General features: G+C 65.7%; 11 protein-coding genes. 9 read left to right on the forward strand and 2 right to left on the reverse strand.

The annotated features are described in order from the left end of the window. Positions 1 to 128 precede the first annotated feature (128 nt). Positions 129 to 512 (forward strand): hypothetical protein, encoded by a 384-nt coding sequence (locus tag WMF20_RS11935; protein ID WP_437613337.1) that lies wholly within the window; start codon positions 129 to 131, stop codon positions 510 to 512. Positions 513 to 1,420: 908 nt separating this feature from the next. Here the strand turns inward: WMF20_RS11935 and WMF20_RS11940 are convergent. Next, on the reverse strand, positions 1,421 to 2,593 hold the full coding sequence (locus WMF20_RS11940; protein ID WP_437613339.1) for a putative sensor domain DACNV-containing protein: 1,173 nt from the start codon (positions 2,591 to 2,593) through the stop codon (positions 1,421 to 1,423). Between the two features lie 115 nt (positions 2,594 to 2,708). On the opposite strand from WMF20_RS11940, the gene WMF20_RS11945 reads away from it, so the two are divergent. The 5 genes from WMF20_RS11945 to WMF20_RS11965 all read left to right on the forward strand — a co-directional run bounded on the left by WMF20_RS11945 (position 2,709) and on the right by WMF20_RS11965 (position 9,209). After that, entirely contained in the window at positions 2,709 to 2,999 is a 291-nt protein-coding gene (locus tag WMF20_RS11945) for a hypothetical protein (RefSeq protein ID WP_437613341.1), read from the forward strand. A gap of 515 nt (positions 3,000 to 3,514) precedes the next feature. Next, the gene (locus WMF20_RS11950; RefSeq protein ID WP_437613343.1) at positions 3,515 to 3,649 is read left to right on the forward strand and encodes a hypothetical protein; all 135 of its coding nucleotides are present in this window, start codon (positions 3,515 to 3,517) and stop codon (positions 3,647 to 3,649) included. 543 nt (positions 3,650 to 4,192) lie between these two features. Continuing rightward, positions 4,193 to 4,459 (forward strand): hypothetical protein, encoded by a 267-nt coding sequence (locus WMF20_RS11955; RefSeq protein WP_437613345.1) that lies wholly within the window; start codon positions 4,193 to 4,195, stop codon positions 4,457 to 4,459. A gap of 156 nt (positions 4,460 to 4,615) precedes the next feature. Further along, positions 4,616 to 5,896 (forward strand): EVE domain-containing protein, encoded by a 1,281-nt coding sequence (locus tag WMF20_RS11960; protein ID WP_437613347.1) that lies wholly within the window; start codon positions 4,616 to 4,618, stop codon positions 5,894 to 5,896. 229 nt (positions 5,897 to 6,125) lie between these two features. Continuing rightward, on the forward strand, positions 6,126 to 9,209 hold the full coding sequence (locus WMF20_RS11965) for a tetratricopeptide repeat protein (RefSeq protein WP_437613349.1): 3,084 nt from the start codon (positions 6,126 to 6,128) through the stop codon (positions 9,207 to 9,209). A 41-nt stretch (positions 9,210 to 9,250) separates the two neighbouring features. On the opposite strand, the gene WMF20_RS11970 is transcribed toward WMF20_RS11965, so the two are convergent. Then, positions 9,251 to 9,421 (reverse strand): sigma factor-like helix-turn-helix DNA-binding protein, encoded by a 171-nt coding sequence (locus WMF20_RS11970; protein ID WP_437613351.1) that lies wholly within the window; start codon positions 9,419 to 9,421, stop codon positions 9,251 to 9,253. 215 nt (positions 9,422 to 9,636) lie between these two features. Between WMF20_RS11970 and WMF20_RS11975 the strand changes: the two genes are divergently transcribed. The 3 genes from WMF20_RS11975 to tnpC all read left to right on the forward strand — a co-directional run bounded on the left by WMF20_RS11975 (position 9,637) and on the right by tnpC (position 12,691). Next, positions 9,637 to 10,050 (forward strand): helix-turn-helix domain-containing protein, encoded by a 414-nt coding sequence (locus tag WMF20_RS11975; RefSeq protein ID WP_129575099.1) that lies wholly within the window; start codon positions 9,637 to 9,639, stop codon positions 10,048 to 10,050. Further along, positions 10,047 to 10,391 (forward strand): IS66 family insertion sequence element accessory protein TnpB, encoded by a 345-nt coding sequence (tnpB, locus tag WMF20_RS11980; protein ID WP_165374362.1) that lies wholly within the window; start codon positions 10,047 to 10,049, stop codon positions 10,389 to 10,391. Before WMF20_RS11975 ends, tnpB begins: the two co-directional genes overlap by 4 nt. 257 nt (positions 10,392 to 10,648) lie before the next feature. Continuing rightward, positions 10,649 to 12,691 (forward strand): IS66 family transposase, encoded by a 2,043-nt coding sequence (gene tnpC, locus WMF20_RS11985; protein ID WP_437613353.1) that lies wholly within the window; start codon positions 10,649 to 10,651, stop codon positions 12,689 to 12,691. Positions 12,692 to 13,509 lie beyond the last annotated feature (818 nt).

The following is a 13,509-nucleotide window of genomic DNA, read 5'->3' on the forward strand; positions in this document are numbered from 1 at the left end:
GCCTCCCGGGTTGCCGGCGCGCGCTCAGGCTGCCGCCGGGACCACTCGTGCTCGCGGCCTTCTCGGCTGGGGGGCACATCGTCAAGCGTCTACTCGCCGACCCACGTGATCGAGCCGAGGTCGCGGCCGTGGTGCTCGCGGACGCGACCTACACGACGGAGTGGACCGACCGCGCGCGGGCGCTCGCGGCGCCGATCGGGTCGCTTGTGGACTACGCGGCCGAGACAGCGGGGGGCGGGCGGCTGTTCGTGGCCACGGCGAGCAGCGCGCCGAACAAGCAGCACCCGACCGGGGCGCAGACGTTGGCCGCGGTCGCGCGCGAGCTCGGGAGCCGGGTGAGTGTGGAGGAGGGCGCCCTGGCGGGCCTGCCCGCGCCCGAGCGCCGCTGGGCAGGCGGCGGGGTGCACCTGCTCGACTACGGCGCCCGCTACAGCCACGCGGCGCACGCCACCGAGCTCGCGCCGAAGGTGTGGGCCGCCCTGGTGCGGCCCTGGTTCGAAGGGGTCAGCTGAGCCGAGGAGGCGTCATGGCACAGTTACCGATGTTCGATGTGGGGGGAGGGAAGCGCCGCCGCAAGGGCAAGGGCAAGGGAGGGCGCGGGCGGACGATCGTGGTGCAGGCCGAGGTGAACGAGCTCCCGGCGCGGCCATTCCGTCTGCCGCCCGGGCGCCCGGCGCCGATGCTCCTGCCGGCGGGAACGCCTGGGGCGCCAGGTCGCGGGATGGCGCTCGTGGGGAGCAGGCCGCTTGTCGGGCGGCCGGTGGTGCCGAGGAGCTCGGCGGGGCACCCGACGACGACTAGGGCGAGGCCGAGGCGCACGCCGAAGCGGAGCACGCCACCGAAGCGGGGCGCCGCGCGGAAGGCGACCACGCGGAAGGCCGTCGAGGTGGCGCCGGCGGCGCGCGCCGCGAGAGTGCGCACCCGAACCGCACGCGCGGTCCCCGCGGCGCCGAAACCGGCGACGAAGCGGGCCCGGCGGAAGCCGCGCGCGACGACGCCCAAGCGCGGGCGGCGGGTGGCGCGAGGCACGACGTACGTCTGCCGCCCGGCGCGGGCAGAGTCCGCCCTCGAGCGCGAGATGCGGGAGGTGAAGCGCCTCCTCACGACGAGGAAGTCCAAGAGGTCGCAGAAAAAGCGTACGCCGTCGCGCCGCAAGAGGTGACCGGTGGACCCGGTCAGGACGCGGCTCATGTTCGACGCGCTCATCGCTCCGAGCCGGTCGAAGATGACGACGCTTTCCTAGAAATCGACTGGCCCGTCCCGGAGGCGCCGCCGCGCCTCGAGAACTGCGCCGGCGAGCGCGCGCGATCTACGTCGCGCCGTTTCTACGTGCCCGCAAGTCCGAACAGTAGAGCCTGCTCTCGACGTCAAGCTCCGCGAGCTCGGCGCCCCCCAAGTTGAGCTCGCGCGCCGTCGCGCCTCACAGATCCAAGGTCAGCTCCAAGTGGCGGTGAACACGAACTGCCTGGCGCTCCTCGTCCCATCGCATGCTCGAGAGAGCTCCGTCATGAGACGCGACGACCGCTGTCGAACCAGGAAATCTGTTGCAGGCTATGGCGGCAGACTGATGTCTGGCGCCACCCACATCTGCGATCTCACCTGATTCAGGATGGCTGTTGGTGCCGCTGTACGGGTCAATATATTCGACCCGAATTTTGTAATGTGACTGGTCTGTTTTGAAGAACGCTCCGAAGCAAAGTACTGTTAGGTCTGGTGTCATGACGGTCATGCCGTCTGTTCCAGTGAGATGAGCGATTGACTCGAGCGCGGATTGTAGGCGTGGTTCGGCTGCTTGGTCGCCGAGTGTTGGTTTCATTATTGTGGTGGTTATATCCTCATTGGTGATGTATGCTCTGGTGTTTTCCGAATCGGAGACACGTACGCGTGCTGTGGGTCTCTTTGGGGCAAGGATGTGGCTTGTTGTGTGACTCTTCCAATCTAGTTCGTGTGGTAGCACAAGGAGAGCTCCTCCATGGCCCATGCGTACCATGTGTTCGGCGATGCGCGTAAAGCACATCCCGATTTGGGCCTTTGAAGGATCGTTGATATAGGATGAGAATGATGGTGACAGCGCTCGTTCTACGTCTTGTGTCAAATCGAAAACCCCTGGGTAGAGAGCTGCCTCGCCGCGTCGGTACGTAAGTATTAGCCTGGTGTAGTAGCGGGTTACAAGCACGCCGGGATCGAGGGCTCGAACGACGAGATGGCTGGGGCGACCTTGGCCGAAATAATGGATTCCTGCGATTTTGAGTCCGTTCTGCGTCGGCCTTATGCCGATATAGGTGCGCGATGGGTCCATGGCCGCAGACAATCTGGCAAGCATCTTTGGAGTGAGTGTTAGAGGGGTATCGAACTCGTAGTCAAGGAAGTCGCCTTCCTCAATTAGGAATAGAGTGAATGTGACCTTTCTGCCTTCCTCGCGCTCAAGGCTGCCCAGGAATGCGAGCGACAGGATCTGGGAGATCTGTGCTGATGTTGGCGGGGATGGCGGGTTGGCTCCAGACTCCTTCTGTTCCGTGAAAATGCGCGCGGTGCACGTCGCCACGTGCTCGACGAGTGCTTGGTCGTGTGGGAACCTGACCAGGTTGCTCATTCTTCGAGCCTAAAGCAGTTCCCCGTCGGAGACCAGCTACGAGGAGTCGACGACCAGCGCCGTCACACCGCCCGACGGGGCTCGACACGCCCGAGCGCGCGTGGGCTGTGCGCACGTGGAGCGCCGAGCAGCAGATCCGCGTTCTCGTGCGGCGGGCAGCGCGCCGAACAAGCAGCACCCGACCGGGGCGCAGACCTTGGCCGCGGTCGCGCGCGAGCTCGGGAGCCGGGTGCGCGTGGAGGAGGGCGCCCTGGCGGGCCTGCCCGCGGCTGAGCGCCGCTGGGCAGGCGGCGGGGTGCACCTGCTCGACTACGGCGCCCGCTACAGCCACGCGGGGCACGCCACCGAGCTCGCGCCGAAGGTGTGGGCCGCCCTCGTGCGGCCCTGGTTCGAAGAGGTCAGCTGAGCCGAGGAGGCGTCATGGCAGGAGCAGTTCCCGATGTTCGACGTGGGGGGAGGGGGGAAGCGCCGCCGCAAGGGCAACAAGGGCAAAAGAGGGCGCGGGCGCACGATCGTGGTGTAGGCCGAGGTGAACGAGCTCCCGGCGCGGCCGTTCCGCCTGCCGCCCGGGCGCCCGGCGCCGCTGCTACTGCCGACGGGAACGCCTGGGGCGCCGGGCCGCGGGCTGGTGCTTGCGGGGAGCAGGGCGCTTGCAGGGCGGCCGGTGGTGCCGAGGAACTCGGCGGAGCGCGCGACGACGACCAAGGCGAGGCCGAGGCGCGCCGAAGCGGAGAACAGCGCCGAAGCGGAGGGCCGCGCGGAAGGCGAACGCGCGGAAGGCCGTCGAGGTGGCGCCGACTGCGCGCGCGCGAAGGTGCGCACCCGAACCGCGCGCGCGGCCCCCGCGGTGCCGAGGCCGGCGAAGAAGCGGACCGGGCGGAAGGTGCGGGCGACGACGCCCAGGCGCGGGCGGCGCGGGGGATGACGTACGTCTGCCGCCCGGCGCGGGCGGAGTCCGCCCTGGAGCACGAGCTGCGGGAGATGAAGCGCCTCCTCGCGACGAGGAAGCCCAAGACGGTGCAGAAGAAACGCGCCCCGTCGCGCCGCAAGAGGTGACCGGTGGACCCGGTCAGGATGCGGCTCATGTTCGACGCGCTGATCCTCCGACGCTGCTGGACCGGGTGTTCCGGGCTGCGTCGCGCATCAATGCGCGGGTGCAGGTGCAGACGAAACGGCAGAAGCCGCGGAAGCGAGCGGCCGCGTTGAAGAGGCAGGAACCGGCACAGCGGCGCCGGCCAGGAGCGCGACGGCCGTAGCGCTGCGACGGCTGTCGCGCCGGTCACGTCTTACCCAACCCCACGGCACGGCGCCACGCTCCGCAGCGCCACGACGCACGGAAGGCGCACGCCTGCGAGCCGCTGGCATTGACTCGTGGCCGAGCATTGCGCTTACGCGCGTCAGACTTCTCTCCTCTCGGGCGACGGAATCCTGCTTTGCGCGTCGAATTGTTGCGGAGTGTGGCCCACGTGTAGGTGTCCTTGCGATTTCGTAGGTATGACGACCCATACGTCCCGGCGCCAAGGAAGCGCCAAGGCAACCCCGTCTCTTCCGACCGCACCCACCCCCGGCCAGCGCGCTCTGCTGGCGGAGTTCCGCGCCGTGCGAGACCGAATCGAGAAACTCATCGGCCAAGCGAACCGGCTCGGCGTTTACCGGCGCCACCTGCCGGAGGTGACCGTCCTCAAGTACTACGGGCTCTGCTTCTGGTACGCGGAGCTGCTGCTGGGCTGGGCACGCGACGACGATGACGTGTTCCTCGAGTTCGACTGGCCGGTGTCGGACGCGCCGCCGTGCCTCGTCCTGCGGCGGCGTGCGCGCGTGATCGACATCGTGCCGTTACTCCACGCGCGCAAGGCTGGGCAGTAGGACCTCACCGCCACTTCCGGAGTCCGGGCGGATGCGCTCGGACCCGCGTCGGAGGCGGACTCCTTCCCCTTGGTCACACGTCCGCACTTCGCCGCCCGCTAGTGACGTCGGGATGGTGGTGCACTGCGCCGGTGATCGCGTAGATTTCCCCCCCAGATGGCTACCTGGATATTCCAAGGCAACCCTCGCACTTTCGATGTCGACGGTTACCTCCGCGCCGCCCCTGTCATCGTCTGGTTAGTTCGGCAGCGGCACTTTGCCGCTCGGATCGCGACTGGAGACCGCGTCTTCATCTGGCGGTCGCAAGGTGAAGGGAAAGACCCCGCCGGTATCGTCGCTGCCGGCTACGTCCTCGAGCCGCCACGGGTGCAACCGAGCGACGCAGCCGGGGCTCCGTTCTGGCGCACACCACGAACGAGAGACGAGGAGCTGCGCACCCCGATCCGCATCGAACGGCACGCAACGAACCCGAAAGAGATCGTGCGACGGGAGTGGCTCGTCAGCGATCCTGTGCTTGCGGGCCTGCGGATCCTCAAGATGGCGAGCGAAACGAACTACCAAGTCAGCCCCGAACACGCGCGCCGTATCGAGGCGCTCTGGAGGAACACGGGGCGCGACTGGAACGAGGCGGAGTCTGTCGCAGGGCTCTGGGCGTACGCACAGACGTACGGCGGCGAGGTCTCTCGACTTCCCGGCACACCCGTCGCCGAGGTAGCACTGCGGATCGGTCGCGCGGTCACCGGCGTCTATAACAAGGTGATGAACTTCAGGCACATCGATCCGCGAGACGTGCGGACAGGATTCTCGGGGGCCGGCGAGACGGACCGCAACGTTTGGGCCGCGTTCTTCGACGCGGCATCAAAGACCCTAGACGTTCCCCGCCTCAACGCCGAGTACGCGCGGCTCTGGCGCCCCAACGGCGGCTCCGCCCCGCTGGAGGACGACGCCCCCCCTGTAGATCTCGGCGACGGGGAGGAGACCGAGAAGGGGGCCCGCTCGTCCGCCTCGGTACATCGCGCGCGCGGACAGGGGCGCGAGGTCGATCCCGCGGTACGACGCGCCGTAGAGGCTCGCGCGATGACGCTTGCGGAGGAGTACTACCGCGAGCGAGGTTTCAACGTCGAGAACACAGCGACAACGGAGCCGTTCGACTTCCGGTGCACGTGCGGCGAACTCGAGGTACGTGTCGAAGTGAAAGGCACTCAGTCGGCCGGCGAAACGATTGAGCTTACCAGCGGCGAGGTCGAGAACGCTCGCGGAACCGGCTGGCGGACCGATCTCTTCGTCGTGCGTTGGATCGAGGTCACCCGAGTGGATGGTATGCCGGTCGCGAGTGGCGGGACGCTCCGTGTCGTGCAGGGGTGGAAACCTGCGGACGAGCACCTGACGCCCATCCGCTTCCAGTATGCTGTGCCTCCTCTAGGGCCCGCGACGTAACCGGTCCGAGTCGGCGCAAACGACGCCGAGCAGCACGCACAAGCCGAGTTCCGCGCGGTCGCACGCCGGCACGCCGCTTGCAAAGAGCACGGCCAAGTTGATGCAGTGCGCCGCCCCCGGTCCCGTTCGGAGAGCTCGGCACCCCCCCGGTAGCCGGACGGCGCACTACGGACGAGCGGTTCCCGTGCCCGGCTAGACCTGGTAGCGTACGGCTCGTGGAGGATCGTAGATGAGCAACGCTCCGGAAACGTGGACCCAAAAAGGCTTTCTGAGCCACTTTGACTTCGTTCACACCAAGATGAAGGACCACGCGTTCGCGTGGGTTCTGGGCGCGGGTGCGTCGAAGCCTTCCGGGATTCCTACCGGCGGCGAGCTGGTCGAGCGATGGTTGCGTGAGCTTCACGAGCGTCTCGATCGAAGCGGTTCGTCGCTTAGAGACTGGGCAACAGCGGAGCGACTCGGCATTGATAAATTTAACTACTCGGACGCAGCTTCTTTTTACCCGCGCGTGTACGAACGTCGCTTCCGCAACAATCCGGAGGAGGGGTACGCATGTTTGGAAGACTTGATGATCGGGGTTGAACCGAGTCCGGGGTACTCGATCCTCGCCAAAACCATGGAAGACACGAGGCACAAGGTTGTAATTACTACCAATTTTGACAACCTGGTTGCAGACGCCCTGGCCATTTATACAACTTCGTACCCGCTTGTCGTCGGCCACGAATCCCTTGCGGCGTTTGTTCGCGCGGCTGTGCGCCGACCGCTTGTTTGCAAAATCCACCGAGACCTGCTTCTAGGGCCCAAAAATGACCCTAGAAGCATGAGACGGCTTCATGAGTCCTGGGCGGCGACGCTGAGAGAGCTGTTTGTGTACTACACTCCGATCGTGATCGGGTACGGTGGGAACGACGACAGTCTCATGAACCTCCTCGGCTCGCTCGAGCCAGGTGAGATCAAAGGTCAAATGATCTGGTGCTACTACGAGAAGAGTACGCCCAGCGATAGGATTCGCGAAGTCGTAGCCCAGCATCGTGGCGTGCTAGTTCCAGTGCCGGATTTTGACGTGCTGATGCTCCTTATCGGCGCGAAGATGAACATCGAGCCATTGGACCAGGTGCTGGGAGAGCGAGCTAAGCTGCGTGAAGAGAAATACTGGAATCGCATCCTGCAGCTCAATCCAATTGAATGTCCAGATCTAATTCCCGCCTTGTCGTCCGCGTACACGCGCGCGAACGTCGGTTGGTGGACTTGGGAGCTCAAGGCAAGGACAGCGGTGAACGTCGATGAGACAGACAAGGCCTATAGAGACGGAATTCAGGAGTACCCTGAGTGCGCCGAGCTGTACCGTAACTACGCTGCCTTTATGAACCGAGAGCGGCACAACGCGGCCGAAGCTGAGAGGCTCTACCGATGCGCACTCGGCATTGCTCCTGACGACGTGGGCATCCTGGGAGAGTTTGCTCCATTTATCCACATAGTGAAAAAGAGTCCAGGCGAGGCCGAGGAGCTGTACCGACGTGCACTCGCTATCGATCCAGATGACGTAGATGTGCTTACTAAATATGCGATCTTCATGCAACGAGAGCGGAAGAACGATGAGGAGGCTGAGAGGTTGTACCGACGTGCGCTCGACGTCGAGCCAACCAATGTGAGACTTCTTAGCAACTGCGCGAATTTTATGCAATTTGTTAGGAAGAATTTGGTCGACGCTGAGATGCTGTACCGGCGTGCGCTCGACGTCGATCCGGACAACGTAGGCCTACTCGTGCGTTACGCCAAATTCATGCGACGAGAGCGTAGGAACGCAGCTGAAGCTGAAAGGCTCTACCGGCGTGCGCTAGAGCTCAAGCCAGACAGCGTAGAGGTGCTCCTGAGCTACGCGTCCCTGATGCGGCAAGAGCGAAAGAACATCGAAGAGGCTGAGAGGCTCTACCGGCGCGCGCTAGAACTCAAGCCAGACGACGTGGACGTGCTCCTGAACTACGCGTCCCTGATGCGGCAAGAGCGAAAGAACATCGAAGAGGCTGAGAGGCTCTACCGGCGCGCGCTGGAACTCAAGCCAGACAGCGTAGAGGTGCTCCTGAGCTACGCGTCCCTGATGCGACAAGAGCGAAAGAACGTCGAGGAGGCTGAGAGGCTCTACCGGCGCGCGCTAGAACTCAAACCAAACAGCGCGCCCCTGCTCGCAAGCTACGCGACTTTTTTGTACAAATCCCAAAGAAAATCGAGCGACGCCGAAGACATATTTTGTCGAGCAACCGAGTTGGATCCCCGTAACGCTGCTGTTCTTGCGCAGTACGCAATCTTTGTGCAGTCGGAGAGGAGAGATGTTGAGAAAGCCGAGGCGCTCTACCGGCGCGCGCTTGAATTTGGCTCGGACAATGCAAGCATCCTTAGTGCCTGTGCGTACTTCATGTTCCGAGTGCAAAAAAACGCAGCGGAGGCCGAGAAGCTTTACCGGCGCGCGCTCGAGCTTGAGCCTGAAGACGTGAGCGCTCTAAGTGGCTATGCGGATTTGTTGCAGGATTCAAAACGAGACGTTGACGAGGCTGAAGTGCTTTTTCGGAAAGCGGTTGAACTTAAGCCCGATGACGTGGTGGCGCTCGTTCGGTTTGCGCAGTTCTTGTACTTGGAGCGAAAGGACATTGGTGGGGCCGAGAAGCTTTACCGGCGTGCACTCGAGCTTGAGCCTGAAAACGTGAGCGCTCTAAGTGACTACGCGAGCTTGTTGCAGGATTCAAAAAGAGGCGTTGGCGAGGCTGAAAGTTTGTTTCGGAAGGCGGTTGAGCTCAAGCCTGACGACGTGGTGGTGCTCGATCGACTTGCGCGGCTCTTGTACTTGGAGCGAAAGAATATCGATGAGGCTGAGACGCTTTACCGGCATGCGCTTGAGCTTGAGCCTGATAACGCAAATCTACATGCTAATTACATCGGATTTCTTGTGTCTCAGGGTAGGTTGAGTGAGTGTGAGGGTCTTGTTGAGCGCGCCTTGCTGCTTAACAACTGGAGCGTCAACCCAATTACTGGTGAGATCTTGCTCTACGCAGGCGTGATCGAGCGCTGCGCTGGTTCCGACGATACTGGTTCACTGGGGCGGCTAAAGACGTTGTTTGAGTACGGATACAGGCGGGGACGTTGGTCCTTTGACGCGGTGCTAGAAGTTGTTAGGAGCAAGCTGAGTAAGGACGAAGCCGCACTGTACGAGACTCTCGCGGCCGCGGTTCTCGACGAGAAACGAACAAAGGACCTGAACGGCTTCGAGCGCTGGCAATCGATCACGCCGTTGCCACTGGGCGCTTCGCGGGTTCACTGAAATGGCGAGCACCCGTGGTCCACGCCCGACGAGGCTCGGCGTCATCGACGCGAGCGCGCGAGCACGGCAGCGAAGCGCTTGCGGCCCCGGCGGAGCCGTGAGGAGGCGGTTCCGACGGGCATTCCCAGGACGCGGGCAACCTCCGTCACGGCCTCGCCGGTCCCGACGAGGACGAGCACCGCGCGCTCTCGGGGGTGTACCAGCTGCAGCACTTCCAGAGCGGAGCGAGCCTCGACTGGACCGTGGGGAGAGGGCTCCTGGCCTGCGACGAGTGGCAGCGTATCCGCGACGGCGATCTCCCTGCGGCGGTACGCCTTCTCGTGGGTAGCCGCTCCGCGGACCGCGTCTTTTCCCTAGCCAGCTTCGGTTGCACGCTACGCGACGTCTGATGAGGGCCGCGCCCTCGCCGAGCGAAGAGGAGCGAGCGATGCCAGGAAGCAGGGAGCTGGTGCAGCTGCGTGCAGAGATGTCGAGGTATCGAGAGCAGAAGAGCCGTGGGAAGTACCCGAGCGAGCTGCGGGAGCGAGCCGAGGCGTACGCCAAGGAGCGTTCCCTCGCGGGGGCGACGCCGACCGAGATCGCCACGGAGCTCGGTGTCCACAAGATGACCGTCGACCGATGGGTAGCTGGCGGTGAGCGCGCAGAGGAGGGTGCGTTGCCAAGAGCCACCCATGCGGCTCAGCATGTTCCGTTTCTCCCCGTCGTGGTGCGCCCGGAGCGCCGAGAAGCGCCGCCTGTGCGGCTCAACGTCGCATTTGCCGATGGGACGCGGATGCAGGTATGTGGGATAGGCGCGCGCGACCTCGTGGATGCGATCGAAGCGCTGCGGAGGGGACGGTGACCCCCGCGACGATAGCCGTCTATCTGGCGGTCGGTCCAGTGGACTTGCGTGGCGCATTCGACCGGCTCGCCGCGATCACCCGGCAGGTGCTGTGCCTGGACCCGGCCAGTGGCGCGCTGTTCTTGTTCCTCAACAGGAGGCGCAACCGGCTAAAAGCACTTTGGTGGGACCGCAACGGATATACGATTCTGTATAAGCGTCTCTCGAAGGGTGCGTTTGCTCTGCCCTCGTTCACCGAGGCCGACGGCAAGTGTATCGAGCTGTCAGCACAGGACTTCGCGCAGCTGCTCGCCGGTCTACCCGTGGAAGAGCTGGCAAGCCGCCGCCGGCTGGTCCACTGAGGCGTCTGCGCCGGCGCTCGTTCACCACGCTGCCGGCGCCAGCGCGGCCCGATGGCGGCCGGCGCAGCCGGATGCGGAGATGGAGCAGGGCGCGAGCTGCATCGCGCCCGAAGACCTCGCGGGAGCGCGGCGCCGATGGCGCACCACGACTGCCCTGCATTCCCGTCTTCGGCGAGAGATTCTCATCGAAAGTAGCGACAAGTCGGCTGCATAAGGTACTTGTCAAGGGCAAGCGGAGGGGGCATCCATGGCGCGCCTTGACCTCGACGACACGATCCGGTGAGACCGCGCTGCCGCAGTCGGCGGAGCCAGAGCGCCTTGACGGTGCGGCGCTCGTGCTCGGCTACCTCCAGGCCAGGGGACAAGCCCAGGGGAGCCCCGCCGACCCCGGGTCGGCGGTCGACGCGCTGCTCCGGCGGGTGCAGGAGCTCGAGGCGAGGCTGGCCGAGCTCTCGACGGCGGAGCAGCAGGCCCAAGAGCTCGCTCGCACTGTCGAGTCGCTCAAGGCGTACAATCAACAGCTGCAGGAGACGATTCGGACCTTGGAGATCGGGTTCCGGCGACACGTCTCCGAGCAGGTCTCGCCTGACCAGCTGCGGCTTTCGCTGGCCGGCGCGCCAGGCGCCTGTCCGGCTCCAGCTTCGTCGCAGACCGAGCACTGCGCCTCGCCCGATGCGGACCCGAGCGACGGCAGCATCCAGCCGCCGGGCCCCGCGAGCGCGCCGGAGCGCGTGGCGGCGGCAGAGTCCTCCTCCGGCTCGGATCCCGGAGGTGGCAAGCGAGCCAAGCGCCACGAGCACGGGCGCCGTCGCATCGGTGTCATCCCGAGGGTGGTCATCGAGTCGCTGCCGCCGGAGGTGCTGCTCAAAGGCATCGAGCGCTTCGAGCGTGTGGGCGCCGAAGACAGCTCGGTCATCGGCTACCGGCGTGGCGGCCCCATCGAGATCGTCACGCGTCGCCCCAAGTACGTGGCCAAGGCGGAGGCACCGGCGGCGAGCAGCGGAGCTGAAGAGGAGCCGGCTCCTTCGCCAGCCGGTGGACCGGCCTTCACGCACGAGCTGGACGAGCCGCTGGTCGTGCGAGAGCACGAGCTTCTGGGGATCCCCGCGGACACGGGCTTCAAGCAAAGCCCCTTCGTCGACGGCGTCCTCGTACGCTACACGCCCGAGTCGGATGCTGCGGAGGACAGCGGCGGACCGGTGAAGATCGCCGCGCTGCCGGAGCGCCCGATCGACAGGTGCCTTGCTGACCCGAGCCTCTTGGCCCACCTGTTCGTCCACAAGCTCGACTACCACATGCCCTACTACCGGCAAGAGGTGGAGTCGGATCGCCACGGCTTCCGCATCGGCCGCGGCAACATGGCACGCTGGCAGTACGATTGCGGTGGCATCGCGATGCGCATCGCCGATGCCATGTGGAGCAACGCGCTCTCGCGGTCGTGGTTCGCCATGGATGCGACGGGCACCGCCATCCGGGCCAAGGACAAGCACCGCTATGGGCATGTCTTCGTCCTGGTCGCGCCGGGCGATGGGGTGCTGTTTCGCTACACACCGACGTACGACGGCCCCACCGTCGCGAAGCTCTTCGGCGGCTACCAGGGGACGCTGGTCGCCGATGCCTCGGCCAACCACAACGTGCTGTTCGGGCCGGGCAAGGCGCGCGAGGCCGGCTGCTGGAGCCATGCACGAAGGCGCTTCTTCAAGGCGTTCAAGGCCGGGGCGGGCAAGGAGGCGGCGTTCGCGCTCCAGACCCTCCAGGCGCTCTTCCGCGTCGAGGAGGAATGCGCCCTGTGCAGCCCGGACGAGCGTCTCGAGCTCCGGCAGCGCGAGTCCGCACCGCTGATTGAGAAGCTCTTCGCCTGGGTCGAGGCGCAGCGGCAGGTCGTCCCGGAGCATTCGCCGTTGCGCGAAGGGCTGGTCTACCTGCACAACCAGAGGGAGGCGCTCTGCGAGTTCCTCTCCAACGGGGAGATCCCCATCCACAACAATGCCAGTGAGAGGGCTCTGCGCCGCGTCGTCAAGGGGCGGCGCAACTGGCTCTTCCACGGCAGCGACGAGCATGCTGTCCGGGCGTGTGCCATCACGTCGCTCATCGCGACCTGCCAGATGCACGGGCTCGACCCCGAGCTGTACTTGCAGGAGATCCTGACCGTGGCTCCCAGCTATCCGCTCAGTCGCATCCTCGACCTGAGTCCCAACAACTGGGTCGCGACGCGACAACGCCTCATCGCCGAGGGGCGGCTCAAGTACCTGGACCTGGCTCGGATCACCGGCTCGCGGCTCGCCTTCCGCGACCGCTGATCGCGCCGCGTCGTCCGCTTCCGTCGCGCCCACAGCGCTCGTCGCGTCCGGAGCGGCCGAGTCAGGCGCGCGTCCTTTCCGCGTCCGCGCCGAGGTGCGTCGGCTCGTCGAGCCGGTGCTGTCGTCGCTTCGTCCCGCCACCGTCGAGCTCGTCTTCGCGGGGCGCCTTCGGGTCGCTTCGCTTCGGCGCTGCTTGTCCGCGCCTCGGGTCGGCCGCCGTTCGCCCACCTCGTCCGCGGACGGCTGGGCGGCGCTCTTGCGGCGCCGCACGCCTGTGGCCTCGGCAGATCCCGCGCGCTCCTCCTGCCCGGCCGCGCCACGCGGGCGCCCCTTCGCGCGGGCGGGGGCGTCCTCGCGGCCTTGCCACGCGACATGCGGCGCGGACAGCTTCAGCACCGCCGTCGTCAGGCTCGGGACTTCGACTCCCTCCTCCCCGCTCCGTCGCTTCGTCATCGCACCGCGACTCTACGCACGTGGCCGCCTTCCACAAGCACGCTTCAGAACGCGCTCTGCGGAGCGGCTACTCTCGTGGTACTTCCCGGCCTGGTGGATCGCGATCCCTACGAGCCAGCGCCGCAGCGCGTTCGCCGGGTTCGTCGAGTGACCTGGCCTGTACCGGCCCTCACGCGCTGCCACGATGGCGCCGATGAGGCACTCCTGGAGCACGTCGTCGAGGTCGCGAGCGGGCACGCCGCACCGGGCCAGGAGGGCGCGTAACCTCCTGCTCTCGGCTAGGATCGCCTCGGGCTTGACCTCGGTCGGCGGTGTTGTTGGCGCGGTGGGCGGCCGCTTGGCCCCCCTCCGCCGCTTCTTCACCC

It is taken from the genome of Sorangium sp. So ce834 (assembly GCF_051521425.1).
GTDB lineage: Bacteria > Myxococcota_A > Polyangia > Polyangiales > Polyangiaceae > Sorangium > Sorangium cellulosum_D.

What these genes read in the sequence shown, in the direction of transcription:
- WMF20_RS11940 (WP_437613339.1), bottom strand. Translation starts at nt 2,593, where the DNA reads ATGAGCAACCTGGTCAGGTTCCCACACGACCAAGCACTCGTCGAGCAC.
- WMF20_RS11950 (WP_437613343.1), top strand. Translation starts at nt 3,515, where the DNA reads ATGACGTACGTCTGCCGCCCGGCGCGGGCGGAGTCCGCCCTGGAGCAC.
- WMF20_RS11960 (WP_437613347.1), top strand. Translation starts at nt 4,616, where the DNA reads ATGGCTACCTGGATATTCCAAGGCAACCCTCGCACTTTCGATGTCGAC.
- WMF20_RS11975 (WP_129575099.1), top strand. Translation starts at nt 9,637, where the DNA reads ATGCCAGGAAGCAGGGAGCTGGTGCAGCTGCGTGCAGAGATGTCGAGG.
- WMF20_RS11965 (WP_437613349.1), top strand. Translation starts at nt 6,126, where the DNA reads ATGAGCAACGCTCCGGAAACGTGGACCCAAAAAGGCTTTCTGAGCCAC.